Source organism: Streptomyces sp. NPDC046876 (assembly GCF_040645035.1).
Taxonomy (GTDB): Bacteria; Actinomycetota; Actinomycetes; order Streptomycetales; family Streptomycetaceae; genus Streptomyces.
In genome coordinates, this window is the sequence record NZ_JBEYXK010000099.1 from 1 (window position 1) to 25,150 (window position 25,150).

General features: G+C 73.9%; 20 protein-coding genes. 9 read left to right on the forward strand and 11 right to left on the reverse strand.

Translation table 11 applies throughout. The features are described 5' to 3' along the window. Together ABZ924_RS31955 and ABZ924_RS31960 are read right to left on the reverse strand one after the other, a co-directional pair. Positions 1 to 1,410, reverse strand: a 1,410-nt coding sequence (locus tag ABZ924_RS31955) for an acyclic terpene utilization AtuA family protein (protein WP_361917640.1), incomplete at its 3' end; no start/stop codon positions are given. A gap of 80 nt (positions 1,411 to 1,490) precedes the next feature. Then, positions 1,491 to 2,294, reverse strand: a complete 804-nt coding sequence (locus ABZ924_RS31960) for a TIGR03084 family metal-binding protein (protein WP_361917591.1) — start codon at positions 2,292 to 2,294, stop codon at positions 1,491 to 1,493. Positions 2,295 to 2,584: 290 nt separating this feature from the next. Here ABZ924_RS31960 and ABZ924_RS31965 point away from each other — a divergent pair, with 290 nt between their 5' ends. Further along, positions 2,585 to 4,252, forward strand: a complete 1,668-nt coding sequence (locus ABZ924_RS31965; RefSeq protein WP_361917594.1) for an alpha/beta fold hydrolase — start codon at positions 2,585 to 2,587, stop codon at positions 4,250 to 4,252. Positions 4,253 to 4,276: 24 nt separating this feature from the next. On the opposite strand, the gene ABZ924_RS31970 is transcribed toward ABZ924_RS31965, so the two are convergent. Both ABZ924_RS31970 and ABZ924_RS31975 read right to left on the reverse strand, forming a co-directional pair. After that, positions 4,277 to 5,263, reverse strand: coding sequence for an EamA family transporter (locus tag ABZ924_RS31970; RefSeq protein WP_361917596.1), 987 nt, complete (start codon positions 5,261 to 5,263; stop codon positions 4,277 to 4,279). Between the two features lie 555 nt (positions 5,264 to 5,818). Further along, positions 5,819 to 8,617, reverse strand: a complete 2,799-nt coding sequence (locus ABZ924_RS31975) for an FAD-binding and (Fe-S)-binding domain-containing protein (RefSeq protein WP_361917599.1) — start codon at positions 8,615 to 8,617, stop codon at positions 5,819 to 5,821. A gap of 85 nt (positions 8,618 to 8,702) precedes the next feature. Here ABZ924_RS31975 and serC point away from each other — a divergent pair, with 85 nt between their 5' ends. The 3 genes from serC (at position 8,703) to ABZ924_RS31990 (ending at position 13,478) form a co-directional block, all read left to right on the forward strand. Further along, entirely contained in the window at positions 8,703 to 9,821 is a 1,119-nt protein-coding gene (gene serC, locus ABZ924_RS31980; RefSeq protein WP_361917602.1) for a phosphoserine transaminase, read from the forward strand. A 273-nt stretch (positions 9,822 to 10,094) separates the two neighbouring features. Then, a complete protein-coding gene (locus ABZ924_RS31985) occupies positions 10,095 to 13,220 on the forward strand; it encodes a molecular chaperone Hsp90 (protein WP_361917605.1) in 3,126 nt (1,041 codons plus the stop codon). Positions 13,221 to 13,313: 93 nt separating this feature from the next. After that, a complete protein-coding gene (locus ABZ924_RS31990) occupies positions 13,314 to 13,478 on the forward strand; it encodes a hypothetical protein (RefSeq protein ID WP_361917608.1) in 165 nt (54 codons plus the stop codon). On the opposite strand, the gene ABZ924_RS31995 is transcribed toward ABZ924_RS31990, so the two are convergent. From ABZ924_RS31995 to ABZ924_RS32010, 4 genes are all read right to left on the reverse strand, one after another. Then, the gene (locus ABZ924_RS31995; protein ID WP_361917611.1) at positions 13,475 to 13,918 is read right to left on the reverse strand and encodes a hypothetical protein; all 444 of its coding nucleotides are present in this window, start codon (positions 13,916 to 13,918) and stop codon (positions 13,475 to 13,477) included. The genes ABZ924_RS31990 and ABZ924_RS31995 overlap by 4 nt on opposite strands. Next, a complete protein-coding gene (locus ABZ924_RS32000; RefSeq protein ID WP_361917614.1) occupies positions 13,915 to 14,214 on the reverse strand; it encodes a hypothetical protein in 300 nt (99 codons plus the stop codon). The genes ABZ924_RS31995 and ABZ924_RS32000 overlap by 4 nt, the downstream gene beginning before the upstream one ends. 72 nt (positions 14,215 to 14,286) lie before the next feature. After that, positions 14,287 to 16,833 (reverse strand): HAD-IC family P-type ATPase, encoded by a 2,547-nt coding sequence (locus tag ABZ924_RS32005; RefSeq protein ID WP_361917616.1) that lies wholly within the window; start codon positions 16,831 to 16,833, stop codon positions 14,287 to 14,289. A gap of 111 nt (positions 16,834 to 16,944) precedes the next feature. After that, positions 16,945 to 17,232 (reverse strand): DUF2530 domain-containing protein, encoded by a 288-nt coding sequence (locus ABZ924_RS32010; RefSeq protein ID WP_361917619.1) that lies wholly within the window; start codon positions 17,230 to 17,232, stop codon positions 16,945 to 16,947. A 140-nt stretch (positions 17,233 to 17,372) separates the two neighbouring features. Here ABZ924_RS32010 and ABZ924_RS32015 point away from each other — a divergent pair, with 140 nt between their 5' ends. After that, entirely contained in the window at positions 17,373 to 18,830 is a 1,458-nt protein-coding gene (locus ABZ924_RS32015) for an NCS2 family permease (protein WP_361917622.1), read from the forward strand. A gap of 35 nt (positions 18,831 to 18,865) precedes the next feature. Here ABZ924_RS32015 and ABZ924_RS32020 read toward each other — a convergent pair whose 3' ends face one another. After that, complete coding sequence (locus ABZ924_RS32020; RefSeq protein WP_361917625.1) at positions 18,866 to 19,048, reverse strand: ribbon-helix-helix protein, CopG family; 183 nt, start codon at positions 19,046 to 19,048, stop codon at positions 18,866 to 18,868. Positions 19,049 to 19,165: 117 nt separating this feature from the next. Here ABZ924_RS32020 and ABZ924_RS32025 point away from each other — a divergent pair, with 117 nt between their 5' ends. From ABZ924_RS32025 to thpR, 3 genes are all read left to right on the forward strand, one after another. Next, complete coding sequence (locus ABZ924_RS32025) at positions 19,166 to 19,603, forward strand: MarR family transcriptional regulator (protein ID WP_361917628.1); 438 nt, start codon at positions 19,166 to 19,168, stop codon at positions 19,601 to 19,603. A 162-nt stretch (positions 19,604 to 19,765) separates the two neighbouring features. Next, positions 19,766 to 21,025, forward strand: coding sequence for an MFS transporter (locus tag ABZ924_RS32030; RefSeq protein WP_361917643.1), 1,260 nt, complete (start codon positions 19,766 to 19,768; stop codon positions 21,023 to 21,025). 104 nt (positions 21,026 to 21,129) lie between these two features. After that, positions 21,130 to 21,690 carry an RNA 2',3'-cyclic phosphodiesterase gene (thpR, locus tag ABZ924_RS32035; protein WP_361917631.1) on the forward strand — a complete coding sequence of 187 codons (561 nt, stop codon included), beginning with the start codon at positions 21,130 to 21,132 and terminating at the stop codon, positions 21,688 to 21,690. A 170-nt stretch (positions 21,691 to 21,860) separates the two neighbouring features. Here thpR and ABZ924_RS32040 read toward each other — a convergent pair whose 3' ends face one another. Then, positions 21,861 to 22,850 carry an aldo/keto reductase gene (locus tag ABZ924_RS32040; protein ID WP_361917634.1) on the reverse strand — a complete coding sequence of 330 codons (990 nt, stop codon included), beginning with the start codon at positions 22,848 to 22,850 and terminating at the stop codon, positions 21,861 to 21,863. A gap of 88 nt (positions 22,851 to 22,938) precedes the next feature. Next, complete coding sequence (locus tag ABZ924_RS32045; protein ID WP_361917646.1) at positions 22,939 to 23,634, reverse strand: GDSL-type esterase/lipase family protein; 696 nt, start codon at positions 23,632 to 23,634, stop codon at positions 22,939 to 22,941. 169 nt (positions 23,635 to 23,803) lie between these two features. Between ABZ924_RS32045 and ABZ924_RS32050 the strand changes: the two genes are divergently transcribed. Continuing rightward, a complete protein-coding gene (locus ABZ924_RS32050) occupies positions 23,804 to 24,841 on the forward strand; it encodes a WD40 repeat domain-containing protein (protein ID WP_361917637.1) in 1,038 nt (345 codons plus the stop codon). Positions 24,842 to 25,150: the final 309 nt, after the last annotated feature.

The window sequence follows — 25,150 nt, forward strand, 5'->3', positions numbered from 1 at the left end:
CGCTTCGCGCCCGGTGCGCTCAAACGCCGCGCGGGCTGAATCAGCCCCGCCGGCGCTTGAGGCGCTGGGGGTACCCCCAGCGGTAGCCGGGGGAGGGTGCGGGGGCGGAGCCCCCGAGGGGGTGCGGGGCGCAGCCCCGCGGCGGGGGCCGGGGGCGCAGGCCCCGGTTTCGGGAAGGGGCGGGGTGGGGGAGGAAAACGGCGCAGCCGGGATCGGCAGGCGGGTGCCGTCCGGGAGGACCGCCGTGTGTGGCACCTCCGCGGCCGGGACCGGCGCCGAGTCGAACACCCCGTACGGCTGGGCCGCCCCGGGCGGGGCCGTCACGTGGAAGCCCGGGTAGCTGGCCAGGGCCAGTTCGATGGCCTGGGAAGTGAGGGCGCGGCCGATGCGGTCGGCGGAGGGGTCGCGGACCACCAGCCGCAGCAGGGCGCTCGCCGTCTCCTCGGTGTCGGCGTCGGGGTGGTCCGTGCGGGACAGGGTCCATTCCGCCTCCGCCACCTCCTCCAGGGCGCCGGCCAGTTGGGACTTCAGCAGGGCCGCCTTGGCCTCGATGTCCAGGCCCGTCAGGACGAAGACCACCTCGTTGCGCCAGCCGCCGATCCGGGTGACGCCCACCTTGAGGGTGTCGGGCGGCGGCTCGCCCACGACGCCGGTGACGGCGACCCGGTCCGGCCCTGCGTCGGCCAGGCGGACGGTGTCCAGGCGGGCCGTCACGTCGGGGCCGAGGTAGCGGGGCCCCTGCGTCTCGTAGAGGAGCTGGGCGGTGACCGTGCCCACCGACACCACCCCGCCCGTCCCCGGGTGCTTGGTGATGACGGCCGATCCGTCCTCGGAGATCTCCGCCAGGGGGAAGCCGGGGCGCCGGACGTCGTGGGCGGTGAAGAAGGAGTAGTTGCCGCCGGTGGCCTGCGACCCGCACTCCAGGACGTGCCCCGCGACCACGGCCCCGGCCAGCCTGTCCCAGTCGTCGTCCGCCCAGTCGAACCACCAGGCCGCCGGCCCGCTGACCAGGGCCGCATCGGTGACCCGGCCGGTGACGACCACGTCCGCGCCCGCCCGCAGGCAGGCCGCGATGCCGGCGCCGCCGAGGTAGGCGTTGGCGGTGAGCGCGCCGTCGCCGTACGGCATCAGGTCGTCGCCCTCCACGTGGGCGACCGCCACCGGCACACCGGTTTCGGCGGCCAGTTCGCGGATCGCGGCGGCCAGTCCCGCCGGGTTCAGCCCGCCGGCGTTCGCGACGATGCGGACGCCCCCCTCCTGGGCGAGCCCGAGGCCCTCCTCCAGCTGGCGCAGGAAGGTCTTCGCGTAGCCGGCGTCCGGGTCCTTCAGCCGGTCGCGGCCGAGGATCAGCATGGTCAGTTCGGCCAGGTAGTCGCCGGTCAGCACGTCCAGCGGGCCGCCGGTCAGCATCTCCCGTACGGCGTCGAAGCGGTCCCCGTAGAACCCGGACGCGTTGCCGATCCGCAGCGGGCGGCGCTCCGGCAGGCGCGTCACCGTGCGGTACCGGGGGCGCGGCCCTGGCCCGCCGGGCCGGCGAAGGCCTGGGCGATGTCCAGCCAGCGGTCGGCGTCGGGCCCGACCGCCGCCAGGGCCAGGTCGGCGCGGTGCGCGCGCTGCGTGACCAGCAGGCAGAAGTCGAGGGCCGGCCCGGTGATCCGCTGCTCCGCCTCCGCCGGCCCGTACGCCCACGGCTCCCCGCCGCCCGGCGGTACGAGCTCCACGCGGAACTCCGCGGCCGGCGCGGGCAGTCCCCGTACCGCGAACGCGTAGTCGCGGGCCCGCACCCCGATCCGGGCCACGTGCCGAAGCCGTGCGGTCGGCGTGCGGCGTACGCCCAGCGCGTCCGCGACGTCCTGGCCGTGCGCCCAGGTCTCCATCAGCCGGGCGCTCGCCATGGAGGCGGCCTTCATGGGCGGCCCGTACCAGGGGAAGCGGGCGTCGGGCGAGGCCGCCTCCAGGGCCTCACCGAGCTCGGCGCGGGTCTCCCGCCAGCGGGCCAGCAGCTCGGCGGGCGGGAGCGCCGCGCCCTCTTCGGCCCCTTCGTCCACGAAGCCCTCGGCGGCCTTGGCGGCCGCCTCCGCCATGCGGGCGAAGCCGGGGGCGTCGGTCAGGGAGGCCAGCGAGGCCCGGTCGGTCCAGTGCAGGTGGGCGATCTGGTGGGCGATGGTCCAGCGGGGCGCGGGGGTCGGCTTCGCCCAGCCGGCGTCGGGCAGGTCCCGTACGAGGGAGTCCAGTTCGAGGCTCTCCTCGCGCAGATCGGTGAAGACGGCGGTGGCTGCGGACGGATCGGGCACGGCGTGCTCTCCTCTCGGCGTGAGGGGAAGACTGGCACCCCGCCCCGAAACAATCAAGCATGCTTGCATGGTTTTCTTGCGAGGCGCTCCCTTCTCGCCACGTCTCCCAATCGGCGTGTGGGCGAAGGGATTTGGTGGCATCCGAGTCGACGGGCAGGTGCGGCGCCACCCCGCCCGCCGCGCCGCGGGAGGCGGTTTCGGCCGTACGTCGCGAAGCCGCGAAACGGCACCGGACACCGCCCCGATACTGAACGCTTCGCACGGGCCGCCGACGAAGAGGACGAACTGCCGTGGTCTCGAACCCCTCGAACGCCTCGAACGCCTCGTACCCCTCGCACGCCTGGAACACCTCGAGGGCCTTCTCCCTCCATCCCGAACTCGACGCGACCGCCCTCACCGCCTTCGTGTCCGCCCTGGAGAGCGGCGACGTCACGGGCCTGGCCCCCGCGCGGGCCGCACAGGTCGCCGACTCCCGGGCCGTCGCCGTCTTCGGCCGGATCAAGGTCGCCGGCGCCGACGGGGACCTGCTCGACGGCGCGCTGTGGCGGCACACCGGGAGCGGGCCGCGCCCGGTGATCGTGATGCCCTCGCCATGGACGGACCTCGGCTGGCTCCCGTACGCCGTCCAGGCCGCCGTGTGCGCGGCCCGCGGCTACAACGTCCTCGCCTACAGCGCCCGCGGCTTCGCCGGTTCCGAGGGCCAGGTCGAGGTGGCGGGCCCCCTCGACGTCGCCGACGGCAGCCGCGTCCTGGACCACCTCATCGAGCGGACCACCGGCCCGGTGACCCGGATCGGCTTCCTGGGCACCTCGTACGGCTCGGGCATCGGCCAGCTGGTCGCCGCGCACGACACCCGCGTCGACGCGGTCGTCGCGCTCAGCACCTGGGGCGACCTCGGCGAGGTCTTCCGGGAGAACCGGACCCGGCGCGTGGCCGCCGTGGAGGCGCTGCTGCGGGCGGCGGGGCGGGCGCGGCTGAGCCCGCAGACGCAGTCCGTGTTCGAGAACGTGCTCGCGGGCCGGGACGTCGAGGCGGCCCTGCGCTGGGCGGGGCAGCGCTCGCCGTTCGGGCAGGTCAAGGAGCTCAACCGGCGCCAGGTGCCGGTGTACTTCTCGCACGCCTGGCACGAGACGCTCTTCCCGGTCAACCAGACGCTGAAGATGTTCAACGAGCTCACCGGGCCCAAGCGGATCGACCTGTCCGTCGGCGACCACGGCGGGCCGGAGATGACTGGCCTGGCCGGCCTGCCCAACCGGATCTGGACCACCGCGCACCGCTGGCTCGACCACCACCTCAAGGGCGCCGACAACGGCATCCCCGACGAGGGTCAGGTGCTCGGCGAGGTGATGTGGGGCCGGACCCTGGAACCCCGCCCGACCTGGCACTCCGTCACCGAACACGTGCGCCGGCTGCACCTGGTGGACGGCGGGGAGCTCGCGGACGCGCCCGAGGCCGGCTGGAGCACGGGCGTGCTGTGCGGGGTGGACACGCCGGCGGTCGTCGCCGACGGGATCGTGCGGTCCGGGTACGACGAGATGGCGGGCCGCCCGAAGGCCTACCGGACCGGCGACATCGACCGCACCGTCGCCGCCGTGTGGACCGCGGACCCCGAACCGGAGACCGCCCGCCTGCGCGGCACCCCCCGGCTCCGCGTCACCTACCGGGCGGCGAACTCCGGGTCCACGTTCGTGGCGTACCTGCTGGACGTGGCGCCCGACGGCACGGGCCACCTGGTCACGCACGCCCCGTACTCCGACCTCCAGTCGCCGCCGGACAGCCTGGTCGCCGCGGACATCGAGCTCCAGGCGACCGCGTACGACGTCCCGCGCGGGCACCGCCTGATGCTGGTCATCGACGCCCGCGACCCCTTCTACGCGGACGCCAACCTCCCGCGCGCCACGCTGGCCTTCACCTCCCCGGATACGACCCCGTCGTACGTGGACCTGCCGCTGGGATAGCCCCGAGCCGGCTCCGGCCCCGGCTCACTTCACCCGCGACTGCCGCCGGGACTGGGAGCGGACCGCGCCCATGCTCGCCGCGATGACCAGGGCGATGGCCAGGGCGTCGAGGGCCGAAAGCGCCTGGCCGAGGACCAGGAAGCCGGCGGTGGCCGCGATCGCCGGCTCCAGGCTCATCAGGATCGCGAACGTCGGGGCGGGGAGGCGGCGCAGCGCCAGCAGTTCCAGGGTGTACGGAAGGACGGAGGACAGGACGGCGACGCCCACGCCGAGTACCAGCGTGCCGGGGACCAGGAGCGCGGAGCCGGCCTCGGCGATGCCGAGCGGGAGGGAGATCACCGCCGCGACGGCCATGGCCAGGGCCAGGCCGTCCGCCTGCGGGAAGCGGCGGCCCGTACGCGCGCTGAAGACGATGTACGCCGCCCACATCGCGCCCGCTCCGAGCGCGAAGGCCGCGCCGGCCGGGTCGAGGCCGCCGAAGCCGCCGCCTTCTCCGCCGTGGCCGGCGAGGAGGGCGACCCCGGCCAGGGCCAGCGCCGCCCACAGCAGGTTCACCAGGCGGCGCGACACGACCACGGACAGCACGAGCGGGCCGAGCACCTCCAGGGTGACGGCGGGGCCGAGCGGGATGCGGTCGATGGCCTGGTAGAAGAGGCCGTTCATGCCGGCCATCGCCACGCCGAAGGCGACGACGGTGCCCCAGTCGGCGCGTGAGTAGCCGCGGATGCGGGGGCGGCAGAGGAGCAGCAGCACCAGGGCGGCGGCGGCCAGGCGGAGCGTGACCACGCCGGCTGCGCCTGCCCGCGGCATGATCATGACGGCCAGGGCGGCGCCGAACTGCACCGAGATCCCGGCCGCGATGACGAGGGCGACGGGGCCGAGCCGACCGCCCCGGCCGACGTCCGATCCCGCGGTCGCGGCGGCGGCAACGGCGGCCTCGGGATCCGCTCCCGGGGTAGCGCCCCCTTGAGCGGGGGCGGGGGCGGGGGCGGTGGCAGGCGGTACGGGCATTTGTCCAGACTAAGCCGTACGTAAGGACCCCCGCACCGTGCCCTGCCTTACAGTCACGCCCCGCCGGAACGGTATCCCGGGGCCCCGCCCCCGAACCCCGCGCCTCAATCGCCGGCGGGGCTGAGGTTGCCTGGCCCCCGCCCCAGGCGCCAGGGAGGCCGGGTCTACCCGGCCTCCATCACCAGGCGCCGCCGAAGCCGCCTGGCCCCTGGGGCTCCGCCCCAGACCCCGCGCCTCAAACGCCGGCGAGGCTGAATTTGCCGGACCCAGGCGTCGGAAGGAGGCGGGTACCGGGCCCCGAGGTCCGCCCGCGCTCCTTTCGAAGCCGGGGGCCGAGAAATCCAGCCTCGCCGGCGTTTGAGGCGCGGGTCCGGGCGGCGCCCGGCACCGGGCGGAGCCCGGGTCCCACCACCCCACCCGCCACCTTTCCGAGCCGGGGCCCGGCAAATCCAGCCCCGCCGGCGATTGAGGCGCGGGTCCGGGCAGCGCCCGGTGACCGGCGGAGCCGGGTTTCGGCCATCAGGCCGCCAGCGTTCGGACCGGGGGCCGGCACATTCAGCCGCGCCGGCGATTGAGGCGGGTGGCTTCGGACAGGAGCTCGGCCAGGTGGCGGGGGCGGGTGTCGGACAGTTCGGCGATCTGCGTGCGGCAGGAGAAGCCGTCCGCCAGGACGACCGTTTCCGCCGGGGCCGCGCGCAGGGACGGCAGGAGTCGTTCCTCGGCGCAGGCCACCGACACCGCATGGTGCCCCGGCTCGAAGCCGAAGTTGCCGGCCAGGCCGCAGCAGCCGCCGCTGAGCCCGCCCGTCAGCCCGGCCCGCTCCCGCAGCCGGCGGTCCGCGGCGTCGCCGAGCACCGCGTGCTGGTGGCAGTGGGTCTGGCCGGCCACCGGCCGGTCCACGCGGGGCGGCTGCCAGTGCGGGGCGTACTCCTCCAGCGCCTCGGCAAAGGTGCGGACGGCGGCCGCGAGCCGGGCGGCCCGCGGATCGTCCGGCAGCAGCGCCGGCAGGTCGGCCCGCAGGGCCGCGGCGCAGCTGGGTTCGAGGACGACGACGGGGGCGTCCGCGTCGCCCAGGGCGTCGAGGGTCCGGCGCACGGTGGCGCGGGCCCGGTCGAGCCGCCCGGTGGAGAGGTACGTCAGCCCGCAGCACACCCGCCCGCCCGGCAGCCCGACCCGCAGCCCGGCGTCCTCCAGCACCTCCACGGCCGCCCGCCCCACCTGCGGGGCCAGGAACTCCGTGAAGGTGTCGGGCCAGAGGAGCACCTCGGGCCCGGCCGGGACCGCCGGGACCGCCGCCCCGCGGGCTCGCCACCAGGCGGTGAACCGCTCCGGCGACAGCCGCGGCAGCCGACGGGCCGGGTCCAGGCCCGCCACCCGGGCCGCGAACGGGAGCCGGGCCAGGGCGTCGGCCGCGCGGGTCAGCCGCAGCGTCGCGAGCAGGTGGAGCCAGTCCGGCAGGCCGCCGAGGGTGTAGTGGGCCAGGGGCCGGATGCGGCCCGACCAGTGGCGGTGCAGGAACTCCGTCTTGTACGCCGCCATGTCCACCCCGACGGGGCAGTCGCTGCGGCAGCCCTTGCAGCCCAGGCACAGGTCCAGCGCCTCGGCGACCTCCGCCGAGCGCCAGCCGTCCCGCAGGACCTCCCCGGCCAGCATCTCGTGCAGCAGCCGGGCGCGCCCCCGCGTGGAGTGCCGCTCCTCCCCCGTGACCCGGTACGAGGGGCACATCACCCCCGGGTCGGACGGCGACGGCGACAGACCCGAGCGGCATTTCGCCACGCCCACGCAGCGGGCCACCTCCCCCGCCAGGCCCTCCCCCGCCAGCGCCTCCCCCTTCGGCAGCACCTCGAAGCGCAGGTTCTCGTCCAGCCGCGCCGGCCGCACCAGCATCCCCGGGTTCATCCCGCCCCGCGGATCCCACGAGTCCTTGTACGCCTCGAACAGCGCGATCACCCGCGGCCCGTACATCCGCGGCAGCAGCTCCGCCCGCGCCTGCCCGTCGCCGTGCTCCCCGGACAGCGAGCCCCCGTGCGCCGCGACCAGGTCGGCGAGCTCCTGCGAGAAGGCCCGGAAGCGGGCCACGCCGGGCGCCGTGACGAGGTCGAAGTCGATCCGTACGTGTACGCAGCCCTCGCCGAAGTGCCCGTACGGGGTGCCCCGCAGCCCGTGCGCCGCCAGCAGCGCGCGGAACTCCCGCAGGTACGCCCCCAGCCGCGCGGGCGGCACCGCGCAGTCCTCCCATCCGGGCCAGGCCATGCCCCCGTCCGGGGTCCGGGTCGCGGTGCCGGCCGCGTCCTCCCGGATCCGCCACAGCGCCCGCTGCGCCGCCGGGTCGGTGACCACCACCGCGTCGAGGGCGTCCGCGACCCGTACCAGCCCCCGCGCCGCGCCCTCGTCCCGCATCTCCGCGAACAGCCAGGCCCGGCCCCGCGGCAGGTCCGCCGCCGCGCCGCGGACCAGGTCCTCGGCCATGCCCTCCACCGTCAGCGGCCGCAGCGGGAGCAGGCCCGCGGCCGCGTCCGCCGCCGCGCTCTCGTCGGCGTACCCGAGGACCGCGAGGGCCGGCGCGCGCGGCGCCTCGACCAGCCGGACCACCGCCTCGGTGACGACGCCGAGGGTGCCTTCGCTGCCGCAGAAGGCGCGGGCGAGCTGCACGCCCCGCTCGGGCAGCAGCGCGTCCAGGCCGCCGTACCCGGAGATCCGCCTCGAGAAGCCGCCGCTGGGGGCCGGACCGGTGGCGGCCGGCCCCATCCCCGTGCGCAGTACCTCCAGGTTCGCGGCCACCAGCTCCCGCAGCCCGGCCGGCGCCCCGTCCCACCCGGTCCCGATCCGGTGCACCCCGCCCCCGTACGCGACCACCTCCAGCTCGGCGACGTTGTCGGCGGTGGTGCCCCAGGCCACCGAGTGGGCGCCGCACGCGTTGTTGCCGATCATGCCGCCGAGGGTGCAGCGGGAGTGGGTGGCGGGGTCCGGCCCGAAGGCGAGCCCGTGGCGTCGCGCCGCCTCCCGCAGCCGGTCGAGGACCAGGCCCGGCTGGACGACGGCGGTGCGGGCCCCGGGGTCCAGGGACACCAGGGCGTTCATGTGGCGGGTGAGGTCCAGCACCACGCCCGTCCCGGTGGCCTGCCCCGCGATGGAAGTGCCCCCGCCGCGCGGGACGACCGGCACCCCGGCGGCGGCGCAGATCCGCAGGGCGGCCGCGACGTCCCCGGCGTCGCGCGGGGCGACCACCCCGACCGGCACGCGCCGGTAGTTGGAGGCGTCCATGGTCACCAGGGCCCGCGCCGCGGCCCCGAAGTCCACCTCCCCGCGCAGTGCGTCCCGCAATGTCCGTTCGAGTTCCCCGGATGCACTCACGCGCCCCACCTTCCCACCAGCGACGTTCGTCTCACCGGGTGGACGCGCCTCCGGCACCGGGTCCCCGACCGGATACGCTCCGCTCGTGGCTGAGATCCAGATTCCCGCTGACATCAAGCCCGCCGACGGACGCTTCGGCGCGGGCCCCTCCAAGGTGCGGACCGAGGCGCTGGACGCCCTCGCCGCCACCGGTACCTCCCTGCTCGGAACCTCGCACCGCCAGGCCCCGGTCAAGAACCTGGTCGGCTCGGTGCGCCAGGGCATCCGGGACCTGTTCTCGCTGCCCGAGGGCTACGAGGTGATCCTGGGCAACGGCGGCTCCACCGCCTTCTGGGACGTCGCGACCGCCGGCCTGATCGAGCGCAAGTCCCAGCACCTGACCTTCGGCGAGTTCTCGTCGAAGTTCGCCAAGGCCGCGAAGCTCGCGCCGTGGCTGGACGAGCCGTCCGTGATCTCCTCCGAGCCGGGCACGCACCCCGAGCCGGTGGCCGAGGCGGGCGTGGACGTGTACGCGTACACCCACAACGAGACCTCGACGGGTGTCGCGGCGCCGATCAAGCGCGTCGCGGGCGCCGACGCCGGTTCGCTCGTCCTGGTGGACGCGACCTCGGGCGCCGGCGGCCTGCCGGTGGACATCACCGAGACCGACGTCTACTACTTCGCCCCGCAGAAGTCCTTCGCCTCCGAAGGCGGCCTGTGGCTCGCGGCGTTCTCCCCGGCGGCACTGGAGCGCGCGGCGCGCGTCCACGCGTCGGGCCGGCACATCCCGGAGTTCTTCTCGCTGCCGACGGCGATCGACAACTCGCTGAAGAACCAGACGTACAACACCCCGTCGCTGTCCACCCTCTTCCTGCTGGACCAGCAGCTGGAGTGGATCAACGGCCAGGGCGGCCTGGACTGGGCGACCGCCCGTACGGCGACCAGCGCGCGCACCCTGTACGGCTGGGCGGAGGCCTCGAAGTACGCCACCCCGTTCGTCGTGGACGCCGACAAGCGCTCGTCCGTCATCGGCACGATCGACTTCTCGGACGACGTCGACGCGGCGGCCGTCGCCAAGGTGCTGCGCGCCAACGGCATCGTGGACACCGAGCCGTACCGCAAGCTCGGCCGCAACCAGCTGCGCATCGCGATGTTCCCGGCGATCGACCCGGCGGACGTGCAGGCGCTGACGGCGTGCATCGACTACGTGATCGAGAAGCTCTGACCACACTTTCCCGTCTTCTCCCCCGAGCCCCCGGCGACCCCCGAGCCCCCGGCGACCCCCGCGTCGCCGGGGGCTCGGCACGTACGGGGCCGGCACGTGCGGGCCGGCCCCGTACGAGGGCGATACCCGCGGGGGCCGACACGTACGAGGACGACACACACAAGAAGGACCGTTTCCCCACCGACAGGCCCCCGCCGTGGTATTCGCCCACCTCACGGCCGGGGCACGGCACGCGATACCGTCGAGGTCTCGGCAATTCTTGGAGGAAGCGGCGTGAGCGTGCGAGTGACGGCTGCCCAGGGCGGCGCGGACCCCTTCGGCACGGCCCGGCTGCGGCGCGGGGTGCTCGACTCGTGGGGTGCGGGCCCGGCCCGCTTCCGCGAGGACGCCAACGCCGAGGAGGACCTGGCCCTCGGCGGCTACCGCGACCGCCTCGTGGTCGAACTGGCGCAGAACGCCGCCGACGCCGCGGCCCGCGCCCAGGCGCCCGGCCGGCTGCGGCTGACCCTGCACACCGACGTCGACGGCCGGGCCGTGCTCGCCGCCGCCAACACCGGCGCCCCGCTCGACGCCACCGGCGTGGAGTCGCTGAGCACCCTGCGCGCCTCCGCCAAGCGGGAGTCCACCGCCTCCGGCGACACCGTCGGCCGCTTCGGCGTCGGCTTCGCCGCCGTCCTCGCCGTCTCCGACGAGCCCGCCGTCCTCGGCCGGCACGGCGGCGTGCGCTGGTCCCTGGCCGAGGCCCGCGAACTGGCCGCCGAGGCCGCCCGGCACAGCCCCGGCCTCGGCGACGAACTGCGCCGCCGCGACGGCCACGTCCCGCTGCTGCGGCTCCCGCTGCCCGCCGAGGGCACCGCCCCCGAGGGCTACGACACCGTCGTCGTCCTCCCGCTGCGCGACGCCGCCGCCGAGGACCTGGCCGCGCGGCTGCTGGCCGGCATCGACGACGCGCTGCTGCTGACCCTGCCCGGGCTGCACGAGATCGTCATCGACACCCCGGCCGAAGGCACCCGGACCCTGCGCCGCGGCGCCGACGGCCCCCACACCGTCATCGAGGACTCCCGGGGGCAGACCCGCCGCTGGGCCACCGTCCGCCACAGCGGCCCCATCGAGCCCGCCCTCCTCGCCGACCGGCCGGTGGAGGAGCGGCTGCGGCCCACCTGGACGGTGTCCTGGGCCGTGCCCGTCGACGCCGAGGGCGCGCCCGTACCGCCCGCCACCGCCCCCGTCGTGCACGCCCCGACCCCGACCGACGAACCGCTGGGCATCCCCGCGCTGCTCATCGCGACCCTCCCCCTGGACACCGCCCGCCGCCACCCCGCGCCCGGGCCGCTGACCGACTTCCTCGTCGAGCGCGCCGCCGACGCGTACGCAGAACTGCTGGGCTCCTGGGAGCCGGTGAGCACCGCACTCGTCGACCTCGTACCCGGGCCGCTCGGCAAGGGCCCGCTCGACGGGGCCCTGCGCGCCGCCGTCCTGCAGCGGCTGCCCCGTACGGCCTTCCTCGCCCCGGCCGTCGTCCCGGCCGAGGACGAGCAGGAGCGCGCCGCCCTGCGCCCCTTCGAGGCCGAGGTCGTCGAGGGCGCCGGAGCCGACACCGTACGGGTGCTGGCCGAGGTGCTGCCGACCCTGCTGCCCGCCGGGCTCGAGCGCCGCCCCGAGCTGCGCACCCTCGGCGTGGGCCGGCTCCCGCTCGGCGACGCCATCGAGCGCATCGCCGGCATCGAGCGCACCCCCGAGTGGTGGCACCGCCTGTACGACACTCTCGCCGGGGTCGACCCGGACCGGCTGTCCGGGCTGCCCGTGCCGCTGGCCGACGGGCGCACCACCATCGGTCCCCGGCACGTCCTGCTGCCCGGCGCGGACACCCCCAAGGACCTGGCCCGGCTCGGCCTGAAGGTGGCCCACCCCGACGCCGCGCACCCGCTGCTGGAGCGGCTCGGCGCCCTGCCGGCCACGCCCCGCGCCGTGTTGACGACCCCGCAGGTGCGGGCCGCCGTGGCCGGCTCCCTCGACGCCGGCGAGGTGTGGGACGAGGACGCCCTCGACGCCGACGAGCTGGCCGAGATCGTCCTCGGCCTGGTCCGCGACGCCGACCTCGCCCCCGGCGACGAGCCGTGGCTCGGCGCGCTCGCCCTGCCCGACGAGGACGGCGAACTCGCCCCGGCCGGCGAGCTCCTGCTGCCCGGCTCCCCCCTCGCCTCGGTGATCCGCGAGGACGAGGTCCCGTACGTGGACGCCGAACTCGCCGCCCGCTGGGGCGCCCAGCCGCTGACCGCCTGCGGCGTGCTCGCCACCTTCCAGCTGGTCCGCGCCACCGACGTGGTCCTCGACCCGGACGAACTCGAGCCCCGCGACACCGACTACGCCGAGCCCGACGACGTCGGCCTGCTCGACGCCGTCGACGTGTGGTGCGAGGACGTCCTCGACCAGCTCCCGGACAGCCCGCTGCCGCCGGTCGCCACCGAGATCACCGCCGTGCGCGACCTCGACCTCGTCGACGACGACTGCTGGCCCCAGGCCCTCGCGATGCTCGCGCAGCCGCCGCTGCGCGACGCCCTGATCCAGCCCGTACGGGTCCTGCTGGCGGACGGCACCACGCAGTCCGTGCGCCCGTACACCGCCTGGTGGCTGCGCGACCACCCCGTGCTCGACGGCCGGCGCCCGGCCGGCCTGCGCTCGGCCGGCGGCGACCCGCTGCTGGCCGGGCTCTACACCTCGGCGGACGCCACCGGCTTCGAGGACGAGCAGGTCCTGCGCGCCCTCGGCGTACGCACCTCGGTCGCCGCCCTCCTCGACGAGCCCGGCGGCGCGGCCGAGCTCCTGGGCCGCCTCGCCGACCCCGATCGCGAGGTCACCGACCGCCAACTCCACGCCCTGTACGGGGCCCTGGCCGATCTGGACCCCGAGCAGGTCACCCTCCCCGACGAGCTGCGCGCCGTGGTCGACGGCGTGATCCGGGTCGTGGACGCGGCCGACGCGGTGATCGCGGACGCCCCGGACCTGCTCCCGCTGACCGCGGGGCTGCCCCTGCTGCCGGTGGCCCCGTCGCGGGCCGCGGACCTGGCGGACCTGCTCCAGGTCCGGCGGCTGTCGGAGACGGTCCCGGCGCAAGTCAGCACGCCCGGTGAGGAGCACGAGGTCCCGGAGTCGGTCCTGCTGCTGCTGGGCCCGGCGACCCCGCGCACGTACATCGAGCACGAGGAACTGGTCGCGGGCGGCGTCGAACTCGACTGGCGCCGCACCCCGGACGGCACCCTGCACGCCTCCACCCTGGAGGGCGTGGCCGCCGGCCTCGCCTGGTCGGCGGGCCAGTGGCCCCGCCGCTTCGAGGTGGCCGCCCTCCTGGAGGACCCGTCCCGCACGGCGGAACTGGCCCGCGACCGCTGGTTCGACTAGGCCGAGCTCGATCCCATCCCATCAGCAGAGCTAATGACCCCTGCATGATTCATCGTTGGACGTGATGACGGGCCGGGCAGCAGCATGAGGTGCGTGAACAGCACCGCACGCCGCAGCCCGGCCCGAACCCGTTTCCGCACCCTGCTCCGCGCCTGGCTCAGCGCATGCACCGTGCCCGCCGCCCACGCGAGCAGCCCCTTGGCCCACCCCGCCGACGCGGCCCTGACCGCGGCCCGGGTGGGCGATCGGGCCGCCTAAACGGGCTCGATGCGCACCGGGTGGCCTCCGAGGAGGCGCTTCATGTCGTCCGCATCGGACGTGAGGACATGGACGATGGCACCCGGGCCCGAGGCACGGAGGGCGATGGCCGCCAGCACGGCGTCGATGGCGTACTTGTGGCCGTGCAGGCCCGCTTCCTTCAGGAGCATGCGAGCCGTGGCGATCGTGTCGTCGTCGGTGTGCACGATGTCCACGCTGGACAGCATCCAGTTCCATGCTTCCTGACGGACGCCCGCTCTCGGGTCCCAGGCCTCCAGCGTGGTGAGCGCCGACGTCACCACTCGCATCTCGCGGTTGGGCGACCGCCTGATCATGGCGCGCACCGTGCGATCGCCTCGGGCGGCCTTGGAAAGCGCTTCGCAGTCGAGGACCAGCGTGCGCGGCCGCGGGGCCTCAGCCTGTTCCGTGCGCGGCGTCATGCGGCTGCCTTCCCCTCGAGGGGGTCCGCCACCTCTCGCTCTTGTCTCTGCTCTCTTTGCTCGTCGAACCAGGCGTCCATTTCATCCAAACGGGCCTCCGCGGCTCGAAGCTCTTCGGCAGTCAGCGGGCCGTACTCCTCGTCCAGGAAGTCGGAGAGCTTGGTCAGCTTGATCATGGCGATCTTGTGCTCGACGGCGTCCGTCACGAAGGCCGAGACGCCACGGGCATCGACGCTCGCCTTGATGTACTCCACGATCTCCTCAGGCAAGGAGATCGTGATCTTCTTCGTTGCCATAATTCGATTATGGCGCCGCCCGACGCGCGCAGTCGATCCCTCGAAAGGGTGATCCCAAAAGGTCCTGCCGGGCTACGCCGGGAAGCGGTGGTCCACCCAGCGGAAGGTGACTTCGATCAGGGCGGAGGCGGCCGCGGCGATGGCGACCGCCGCCCACGGCATCGGGGTGCCCACCAGCCTCAGCTGGAAGAAGTCCTGGAGCCACGGGACGGCCAGGACGACCAGGAAGGCCCCCGCCATCGCGCCGACCAGCACCAGCCGCCACCACGTGTACGGGCGGGCGATGATCGCCAGGACCCACATCGAGGTCAGGAACAGGGTCAGCGTCGCCGCGCTCGTCTCGGCCGGGAGGGAGTCGGGGCCGGTGTAGTGGTGGCGGGCCAGCAGGTACGTGACGAACGTGGCGACCGCGGCGATCACCCCGCCCGGGACCGCGTACCGCATCACCCGCCTCACGAAGTGCGGCCGCGCCCGCTCCTTGTTCGGGGCCAGGGCCAGGAAGAACGCCGGGACGCCGATGGTGAGGGTGGACAGCAGGGTCAGGTGGCGCGGCAGGAAGGGGTACTCCACCTGCCAGCAGACCACCAGGACCGCCAGCAGCACCGAGTAGACGGTCTTGGTGAGGAAGAGGGTGGCGACGCGGGTGATGTTGCCGATCACGCGGCGTCCCTCGGCGACCACCGAGGGGAGGGTGGCGAAGCTGTTGTCGAGCAGGACGATCTGCGCGACGGCCCGGGTGGCCTCCGAGCCCGAGCCCATCGAGACACCGATGTCGGCGTCCTTCAGGGCGAGGACGTCGTTGACGCCGTCGCCGGTCATCGCGACCGTGTGGCCGCGCGACTGCAGGGCGCCCACCATGTCCCGCTTCTGCTGCGGGCTGACCCGGCCGAAGACCGAGTTGCCGTCGAGGACCTCGGCCATGCCCGCCTGCTCGGCCGGCATCTTGCGCGCGTCGACGGTGTTCTCGGCACCGGGCAGGCCGAGCTTGCCGGCGACCGCGCCGACGGAGACCGCGTTGTCGCCGGAGATGACCTTCGCGTGGACCTTCTGGTCCGCGAAGTAGCGCAGCGTGTCGGCGGCCTCGGGGCGCAGCCGCTGCTCCAGCACGATCAGGGCGGTCGGGCGGGCCCCGGAGGCGACGGCCTCGTCGTCGAGCTCGCGGGCGGCGCGGGCCAGCAGCAGGACGCGCAGGCCCTGCTCGTTCAGCGCGTCGATCTCCTGCAGGGCCGGGTCGCCGGTCGGGAGCAGGACGTCGGGGGCGCCGAGCAGCCAGGTGGAGTTCTCGCCGTCGCCCTCGCTGAAGCTGGCCCCGCTGTACTTGCGGGCGGAGGAGAAGGGCAGGGACTCGGTGCAGCGCCAGTCCGCGCTGTCCGGGTAGGCGTCGATGATGGCCTGGAGGCTGGCGTTGGGGCGCGGATCGGACTCGCCGAGCGCCCCGAGGACCTTCTTGACGTGGGCGGGCTCCGCGCCGGCGAGCGGGCGGAGCTCGGTGACGTCCATGCCGCCCTCGGTGAGGGTGCCGGTCTTGTCGAGGCAGACGACGTCGACACGGGCGAGGCCCTCGATGGCGGGCAGCTCCTGCACGAGGCACTGTTTGCGGCCGAGCCGGACGACGCCGATCGCGAAGGCGACGGAGGTCAGCAGGACCAGGCCCTCGGGGATCATCGGGACGATGCCGCCGACGGTGCGGGCGATGGAGTCCTTGAGGTTGTTGTCCTTGACGACCAGCTGGCTGACGATGAGGCCGATGGAGGTCGGGATCATCATCCAGGTGACGTACTTGAGGATGGTGGAGATCCCGGAGCGCAGCTCGGAGTGGACGAGGGTGAAGCGGGTGGCCTCCTCGGCGAGCTGGGCGGCGTAGGCCTCGCGGCCGACCTTGGTGGCGGTGAACGCGCCGCCGCCGGCGACGACGAAGGAACCGGACATCACCGGGTCGCCGGGCCGTTTGAGGACGGGGTCGGCCTCGCCGGTGAGGAGGGACTCGTCGATCTCCAGGCCGTCGGCCTCGCCGACGACGCCGTCGACGACGACCTTGTCGCCAGGCCCCAGCTCGATGACGTCATCGAGGACGATCTCGGAGGTGGATATCTCGGCGGTGCGTCCGTCGCGGCGGACGCTCGGTCTGGCCTCGCCGATGACGGCCAGGCTGTCGAGGGTCTTCTTGGCGCGCAGCTCCTGGATGATGCCGATGCCGGTGTTGGCGAGGATGACGTAGCCGAAGAGGCTGTCCTGGAGCGGCGCGACGCACAGCATGACGACCCACAGCACGCCGATGATGGCGTTGAAGCGGGTGAAGACGTTGGCGCGGACGATGTCGGCGGTGGAGCGCGACGAGCGGACGGGCACGTCGTTGACGGCTCCGCGCGCGACGCGCTCGGCGACCTCGGCGGTGCTCAGACCGCGGGGCTCGAAACGGGGAGCGGGCGGGGCCACGGGGTGGACGGGGTCCAGCTCGGCGCCCGCGTCGATGTGGGCGCCCGCGGTGCCGGAACCGGGCGTGCCGGGACCGGCCGTGCCGGAACCCGCTGTGCCGGAGCCCGCCGTACCGGAGCCGCCGGCGCCGCCGTCACCGCGCGGCCCGGGCCCGTCGGATTCGGTCTCTGCCCGCTGCGTCATGCTTTCGACGGTAAAGCGGGTTCTGCCGCTTCACCCGCCGAGAAGAGTGAAGATCAGACTTCGGGATGACGGGATGAGGGAAATCCACCCCGGTCCCAGTGATCATTTCCGTCAGGGCGCCGGACGGGCGTCGGCGTCGGCCTCGGCCTGCGCCGCCGCGGCGTGCCGCTTGAGCGCGGCGTCGCGGCCGCGGACGTACCAGATGCCGATGAGGCCGAGCCCGCCGCCGGCCGCGCAGCACCAGACCCACCACAGCAGGTCCCGGTCGGCGAACCAGCCGTAGAAGGGCAGCTGGACGAGGAACAGGGCGAACCAGAGGATCGTGCCGCCGGTGACGGTCGCGACGACCGGGCCCTCCAGGGGTTCCGGCGCCTCGTGTTTCGCAGTCCATTTCGCCATGCCCACAAGTCTAGGCGGCCGAATTCGAGGTCTACGCGCGGAGATGGACGGGCTTTCGTTCATGTGTTCATACTGAAACGGTGTGGGCTCGGCCCATTTTCTCCGTATGAACCCCCCACCGCCCACGCAATGAGGACCGCATGAGCACGTCGGCCCCTGCCCCGGCCCCCGCGCCCGCCGCGCAGCCCCAGACTCCCGGGACGTCCGGCCTGGACCGCTTCTTCAAGATCTCCGAGCGCGGCTCCACCGTCGGCCGCGAGATCCGCGGCGGCTTCGCCACCTTCTTCGCGATGGCCTACATCATCGTGCTGAACCCGATCATCCTCGGCAGCGCGAAGGACATGTACGGCCACCAGCTCGACGGCGGCCAGCTGGTGACCGCCACCGTCCTGACGGCGGCCTTCACCACGCTCCTCATGGGCGTCATCGGCAACGTCCCGATCGCCCTCGCCGCCGGCCTCGGCGTCAACACCGTGGTCGCCCTCCAGCTCGCCCCGCGCATGAGCTGGCCCGACGCCATGGGCATGGTGGTGCTCGCCGGCTTCGTGGTGATGCTGCTCGTCGCCACCGGCCTGCGCGAGCGGGTCATGAACGCCGTGCCGCTGGGCCTGCGCAAGGGCATCGCGATCGGCATCGGCCTGTTCATCATGCTGATCGGCCTGGTCGACTCCGGCTTCGTCACCCGCATCCCGGACGCCGCGCACACCACGGTGCCGCTCCAGCTCGGGCTGAACGGCCACCTGCACGGCTGGCCGGTGCTGATCTTCATCGTCGGCGTGCTGCTGACGTTCACGCTGCTGATCCGCAAGACGCCCGGCGCGATCCTGATCTCCATCGTCGCGATGACCGTCGCCGCCCTCGTCGTCCAGCTGGTCGCCGACCTGCCGGACTCCGGCTGGGGCCTGACCGTGCCGAAGTGGCCCGGCAACCCGGTGGCCGCGCCCGACTTCGGGCTCGTCGGCCAGGTCAGCCCGTTCGGCGGCTTCGGCAAGGTCGGCGTGCTGACCGGCTGCCTGTTCGTCTTCACCGTGCTGCTGTCCTGCTTCTTCGACGCGATGGGCACGATCCTCGGCGTCGGCGACGAGGCCAAGCTGATCGACAAGGACGGCAACTTCCCCGGCATCAACCGGGTCCTGTTCATCGACGGCCTGGCCGTGGCCTCCGGCGGCGCCTCGTCCTCCTCGGCCACCACCTGCTTCGTGGAGTCCACCGCCGGTGTCGGCGAGGGCGCCCGTACGGGCCTGGCGAACGTGGTCACGGGCGGCCTGTTCACGGTGGCCCTGTTCCTCACCCCGCTCGCCACGATGGTGCCGTCCCAGGCGGCCACGCCCGCGCTGGTCGCGGTCGGCTTCCTGATCCTCGCGGGCTCGGTCAAGGACATCGACTGGAGCGACTTCACCATCGCCGTCCCCGCCTTCCTGGCGATGGTGATGATGCCCTTCACGTACTCGATCACCAACGGCATCGGGCTCGGCTTCATCAGCTTCAGCGTGCTGCGCCTGGCGACCGGCCGGGGCCGCGAGGTCCCGGTGGCCATGTACGTCGTGTCGGCGGTGTTCGTCTTCTACTACGCCATGCCGGCGCTCGGCCTCACGTAGGCAGAGGCAGCAGGCAGGACCCCGCCACGGCCGGCTCAGGTCAGCCCGTAGAACTTCTCCGTCTCGTCGACCGCCGCCTTGAAGCGCTCGTCGAAGTCATCGCGAATGAGCGTCCGGACCACGTAGTCCTGGACGCTCATTCCGCGTTTGGCGGCGTGAACCCGGAGGCGGTCGAGCAGCTCCCCGTCTATGCGCATGCTCAGCACGTGTGTCCCCATGGCGCAAGGGTCGGGGCACAGGGTGTGGACGCGTGTCGTTTTTCGCCGCCCGCTCACTCGTATGAGTGACGGGTATCCCGTTGTTCTTTAGAGAGAGTAATGAGTTACCCTAAGGACATGCCCGACCTTTCCCATGGCGGCGACGCTGCCGCCGTGAACGACCTCCGCTCCGCCGTCATGCGGCTGGGCCGACGCCTCAAGCACCAGCGCGTCGACGAATCGCTGAGCCCGACCGAGATGTCGGTCCTCGGCACCCTCGCCCGCTGCGGCCGCGCCACCCCCGGTGAGCTGGCCCGGCGCGAGCACGTGCAGCCGCCGTCCATGACGCGCATCGTCGCGCTGCTGGAGGCCAAGGGACTGGTCAAGCTGGAACCGCACCCCGAGGACCGCCGCCAGAAGGTGGTCAGCCAGACGGAGGAGGCCGAGGCGATGCTCGAAGAGAGCCGCCGCAAGCGCAACGCCTTCCTGGCCGGGCTCGCGGCAGAGCTCACCGAGGACGAATGGGCCAAGCTCCGCGAGGCCGCGCCCGTCCTGGAGAAGCTCGCGCACCTATAGGAACGACGCAAGGAGGCTGACCTCTTGAGTACGGGAAACGGACCCAGTTCCGCACCCGGCCACCTACCCACCCCTACCACCGCCACCCCCCGGGCGAACCGCACCTCGAAGCCGACGTCGCACTCGAACTCGACGTCGAAGTCGACGTCGGACTCGAAGTCGATGTTCGCCTCGCTGCGGATCCGGAACTACCGGCTCTTCGCCCTCGGACAGGCCGTCTCCAACACCGGCACCTGGATGCAGCGCATCGCCCAGGACTGGCTGGTCCTGTCCCTGACCGGCTCGGCCTCGGCCGTCGGCATCACCATCGCGCTGCAGTTCCTGCCCATGCTGGTCCTCGGCCTGTACGGCGGCGTCCTCGCCGACCGGCTCCCCAAGCGGCCGCTGCTGATCGCCACCCAGAGCCTGATGGGCCTGACCGGCGTCGCCCTCGCCGCGCTGACCCTGGCCGGAGACGTCCGGGTCTGGCACGTGTACGTCGCCGCCCTGCTCCTCGGCCTGATCACCGTCGTGGACAACCCGGCCCGGCAGACCTTCGTCTCGGAGATGGTCGGCCCGTACCAGCTCGCCAATGCCGTCAGCCTGAACTCGGCGAACTTCCAGTCCGCGCGGCTGGTCGGCCCGGCCGTGGCCGGTGTGCTCATCACCGCCGTCGGCTCCGGCTGGGCCTTCCTGCTGAACGGGCTGTCCTTCGCCGCTCCCGTCGCCGGCCTGCTGCTGATGCGCGCCGCCGAACTGCACCGCGTCGAGCCGCAGCCGCGGGCCAAGGGCCAGCTGCGCGAGGGCCTGCGGCACGTCGCCGGGCGGCCCGAGCTGGTCTGGCCGATCGTGCTCGTCGGATGCATCGGGACCTTCGGGTTCAACTTCCCGATCTGGCTGTCGGCGTTCGTCAGCGACGTCTTCCACGAGGACGCCGGCACGTACGGGCTGCTGAACACCCTGCTCGCGGCCGGCTCCCTCGCCGGCGCGCTGCTGGCGGCGCGGCGGGGCCTCGCCCGGCTGCGGCTCCTGGTCACGGCCGCGCTGGTGTTCTCCGCCCTGCTGGCCGCCACCGCCTTCGCCCCCGGGTTCTGGCTCTTCGCGGCGCTGCTGGTGCCCATCGGGATGTTCGGGCTGACGGTGAACGTCACCGCGAACACCATCGTCCAGACGGCCGCCGACCCCGAGATGCGGGGGCGCGTGATGGCCCTGTTCATGATGGTCTTCACCGGGGGCACGCCGATCGGCGCGCCGCTGGTCGGCTGGATCACCGACACGTACGGGCCCCGGATCGGCATGGCCGCGGGCGGCGCCGCCTCGCTGGTCGCCGCCGCGGCGATCGCGGTGGTCCTCTCCCGCGTCGGCAACCTCCGCCTGAGCGTCAGCCGGCAGGGCGTGGCCTTCGTCCCGACGGCCGAGGGCCGCCTGGTCAAGGCCGCGTAGCCCCGCCGCAGGGCCGCCACCCCGGTCCCCGCGCCCCCGACGCCGGCGATGCCGGAAACGCGCAGGCGTCGGCGGGGCCCGGGTGGGCCGTTTAGGCTCGGGGTATGAGGCTGTTTGCTGCCGTGGTGCCGCCGGAGCGGGCCTTGGCCGAGCTGCGGCAGGCCGTGCAGGCGGTACAGGACGAGCGGCTGCGCTGGACCGCGGAGGCGGGCTGGCACTTCACCCTCGCCTTCATGGGCGAGGTGCAGGAAGCCGTCCTGCCGGAGCTGTACACCCGCCTGGCCCGGGCAGCCCACCGCACCGCCCCCTTCCCCCTCCGCTTCCACGGCGCCGGCCACTTCGGCAACCGCGCCCTGTGGACCGGCGCCGCCGGCGGCATCGACGAGCTGCGGATGCTGGCCGAACGCGCGGACGCCGCGGCCCGCCGGGCCGGGGTCCCGATGGAGCAGCACCGCCGCTACAAGGCCCACCTCACCCTGGCCCGCAGCCACGGCGGCACCACGCTGCGCCCGTACCTCGACGCCCTGGCCCCTTTCGAGGGCACGCCCTGGCAGGTCCGCGAGCTCAGCCTGATCCGCAGCAACCTCCCCACCAGCGGCATCCCGGGCGACCGGCCCCGCTACGAGGTCCTCGAGGCCTGGCCGCTCCAGGCCGACGCCCCGTGACCGCGCACCGCCCGCGCCCCTCCGTGCGGGGGACGCGGGCGGTCGCGTTACGCTCGACGGGTGGATCCCAAGACCCGTAACCGTGTGATGGCCGGTGTGCTCGTGCTGATGTTCGTCGTCGTGGCCGTGGCCGCCGCCGTCGGGCAGTAGCAGGAGCAGTGGTACTGCCCTTACCAGGCGAAGGCCTCCGGCGCCGGTCCCGGCCCCGGGAAGACCTCGTCCAGGCCGTCCAGGACCTCCTGCGAGAGCTCCAGCTCCACCGCCCGTAGCGCGGACGCGAGCTGCTCCGCCGTGCGCGGACCCACGATCGGCCCGGTGACACCCGGCCGGGTCAGCAGCCAGGCCAGCGCGACCTCGCCCGGCTCCAGGCCGTGCTTGTCCAGCAGGTCCTCGTACGCCTGCACCTGCGCCCGGACGGAGCTGTTGGCGAGCGCATCGGCCGAGCGGCCACTGGCGGTGCGCCCGGATCCGGCTGCCTTGCGGATGGCCCCGCCGAGCAGGCCGCCGTGCAGCGGGGACCACGGGATGACCCCGAGCCCGTACTCCTGCGCGGCCGGGAGGATCTCCAGCTCGGCGCGCCGCTCGGCGAGGTTGTACAGGCACTGCTCGCTGACGAGGCCGAGCCGGCCGGTCCGGGCCGCGGTCTCGTTGGCCTGGGCGATCTTCCAGCCGGGGAAGTTCGAGGAGCCGGCGTAGAGGATCTTGCCCTGCTGGACCAGGACCTCGACGGCCTGCCAGATCTCCTCGAACGGCGTCAGCCGGTCCACGTGGTGGAACTGGTAGAGGTCGATGTAGTCGGTGTTCAGCCGCTTGAGGCTGGCGTCGACGGCCCGCCGGATGTTCAGCGCCGACAGCCGGTCGTAGTTGGGCCACGGCTGGCCCTCCGGCGCCATGCTCGCGTAGACCTTGGTGGCGAGGACGGTCTTCTCGCGGCGGCGGCCGCCCTGCGCGAACCAGGTGCCGATGATCTCTTCGGTGCGGCCCTTGTTCTCGCCCCACCCGTACACGTTCGCGGTGTCGAAGAAGTTGATGCCGGCGTCGAGGGCGGCGTCCATGATGGCGTGGCTCTCCGGCTCCCCCGTCTGGGGGCCGAAGTTCATCGTGCCGAGTACAAGTCGGCTGACCTTGAGGCCGGTGCGTCCGAGCTGTGTGTACTTCATGGGGCCCTAGCCAACTGCTTGGAGTGCGCTCGAGGCAAGTGCCGCGGGTGAAGGGCGTGTTACGCGTTGCGCCGTACGTGCTTGCGTGTCAGGCGCGGTCGGCGGCGGCGCGGTAGGGGCCGCCGATGCCCCACGCCTGGTGCAGGACGGCGGCGAACTCGCCGGCCAGCCGGTGCTCGCCGGAGGCGTTGGGGTGCGTGCCGTCGTAGGTGTCGCGGTGGATGTCGTACGCGTCCGGGCGCGCCCCCAGCAGGATCGGCGAGGCGGGCGTCGACAGGTCGGCGGCGGCCTTGGCGAGGAGCTCGTTGAAGCGGGCGACCTCGGCGGCGAAGGGCTCGTCGGACTCGGCCCGTACGTTCGGTATGACCGGCAGCAGGACCATCCGGACGGACGGACGGGCGGCGCGGGCCTCGCCGATGAACCGGCGGGCGTTGGCGGCGGTCTCGTCGGCCTTGGTGTAGAAGCCGAGGTCGATCAGGCCGAGGGAGACGAGCAGGACGTCTGCCTTGCCGGCGGCGACGGCCGGGCCTATGACGGGGGCCATGTGCTGCCAGCCCTCGCCCCAGCCGGCCAGGTGGCGGCGGGCGAGCTCGGGGAAGTCGGGGTCGGCGTAGGCGTGGCTGGACGGGGCGTCGGCGTGGATGTCGTACAGCTCGCTGCGCGGGCCGACGATGCGGTAGGGGCCGCCGAAGGTCGCGTTGAGGTGCTGCCACATCCGGTAGCGCCAGGTGTAGTCGCCGGCGCGTCCGATGGTCATGGAATCGCCGACGAACATGAAACGCATCCGGTCATCATCGCGGATCACGCGGCGCAATCCCCTGTGATGCCGGACACGGTGGCCGTCGCCCGCGGATGGCGGCCCCGCGGGGCGTGCGGGCCCCTGGCAGGCTGGGGGTATGCGCCTGCTGCCGCCGTCACCGTTGCCGTTGCCGTTGCCGTTGCCGTCGTCGTCCGTGTCCCGGAGTTCCGCCGCTGTCGGCGGGCTCGCCGCGTTCGCTGCGCTCGTACTGCTGCTGCCGGGCCCTGCGGCGGCCGCGACCCCCGTACCGGCACCCGCGCCGACGGGCTTCACCATCAGCGATCCGCGGATCAAGGAGTCGAGCGGTCTGGCGGCGAGCCGGATCCATCCGGGCGTCTACTGGACGCACAACGACAGCGACGACGGCCCGTACGTGTACGCGGTCGACTCGGCGACCGGGAAGACCGTCGCCCGGATCACCCTGTCGGGGATCGGGACGCCCCGCGACGTCGAGGCGATCTCGCTGGGTCCCGACGGGCAGCTGTACGTCGGCGACATCGGCGACAACCTGAACGGGACGTGGGACCACGTCTGGATCTACCGCTTCCCGGAGCCGAAGGTGCTGGCGGACGCCACGGTCACGGCGGAGCAGTTCACGGTGAAGTACGCCGACGGGCCGCGCAACGCCGAGGCGCTGATGGTGCATCCGGTGACGGGGCGGGTGTACATCGCGAGCAAGAGCGAGGAGAAGGGCGGGCTGTACGAAGGGCCGGAGCAGCTGTCGGCGTCGGGGACGAACGTGTTCCGGCGGGTGGCGGACCTGCCGTGGGTGACGGACGGGGCATTCTCGCCGGATGGCGGCCGGCTCACGCTGCGCGGGTACTTCTTCGCACGGACCTGGCCGTGGACGGACGGCCGGCCGGAGGGTGCGGGCGAGCGGGTGGACGCGCCGTGGCAGGGGCAGGCGGAGTCGGTGACGTACTCGGCGGACGGGTCGACGCTGATGTTCGGGTCGGAGGGGGTGAACAGCCGGGTGGTGGCGGTGCCGGTGCCGGCGGGGCCGGCGGGCGCGGCGGGTGCCTCGGCGCCGCCGCCGTCCGGCGGGCCGGGGAGCCCGCCGGCCGCCGCCGGCCCCACGGGCGCGGGGGCGGGCGGCGGCGGCTCGTTCACCAAGGGCGCGGCGGTCCTGGCCGTGGGCACGGCCCTGGTCATGGCCACCAAACGCCTCCTGCGCCGCCGGCCCCGCCCCTGACCTCCGGCCGGCCGCCGCGTGCCGTGACCGCCGCCCGGGCCGCGCCCTCCCGAAGCCGGGGCTGAGGCCGGGGCCGGGGCCGGGGCCGGGGCCGGGGCTGCGCGGAGCCGTTCCCCACCCCGCCCCTTCCCGAAACCGGGCTCCGCCCGGACCGTTTCCTGGCGCTTCGCGCCCGGTGCGCTCAAACGCCGCGCGGGCTGGATTGTGCCGCTGCGCGGCAATTCCAGCCCCGCCGGCGATTGAGGCGCGGGGTCTGGGGCGGTGCCCAGGCACTCCACCCCGACACCCTCACGGCCGACACCGTCGCCG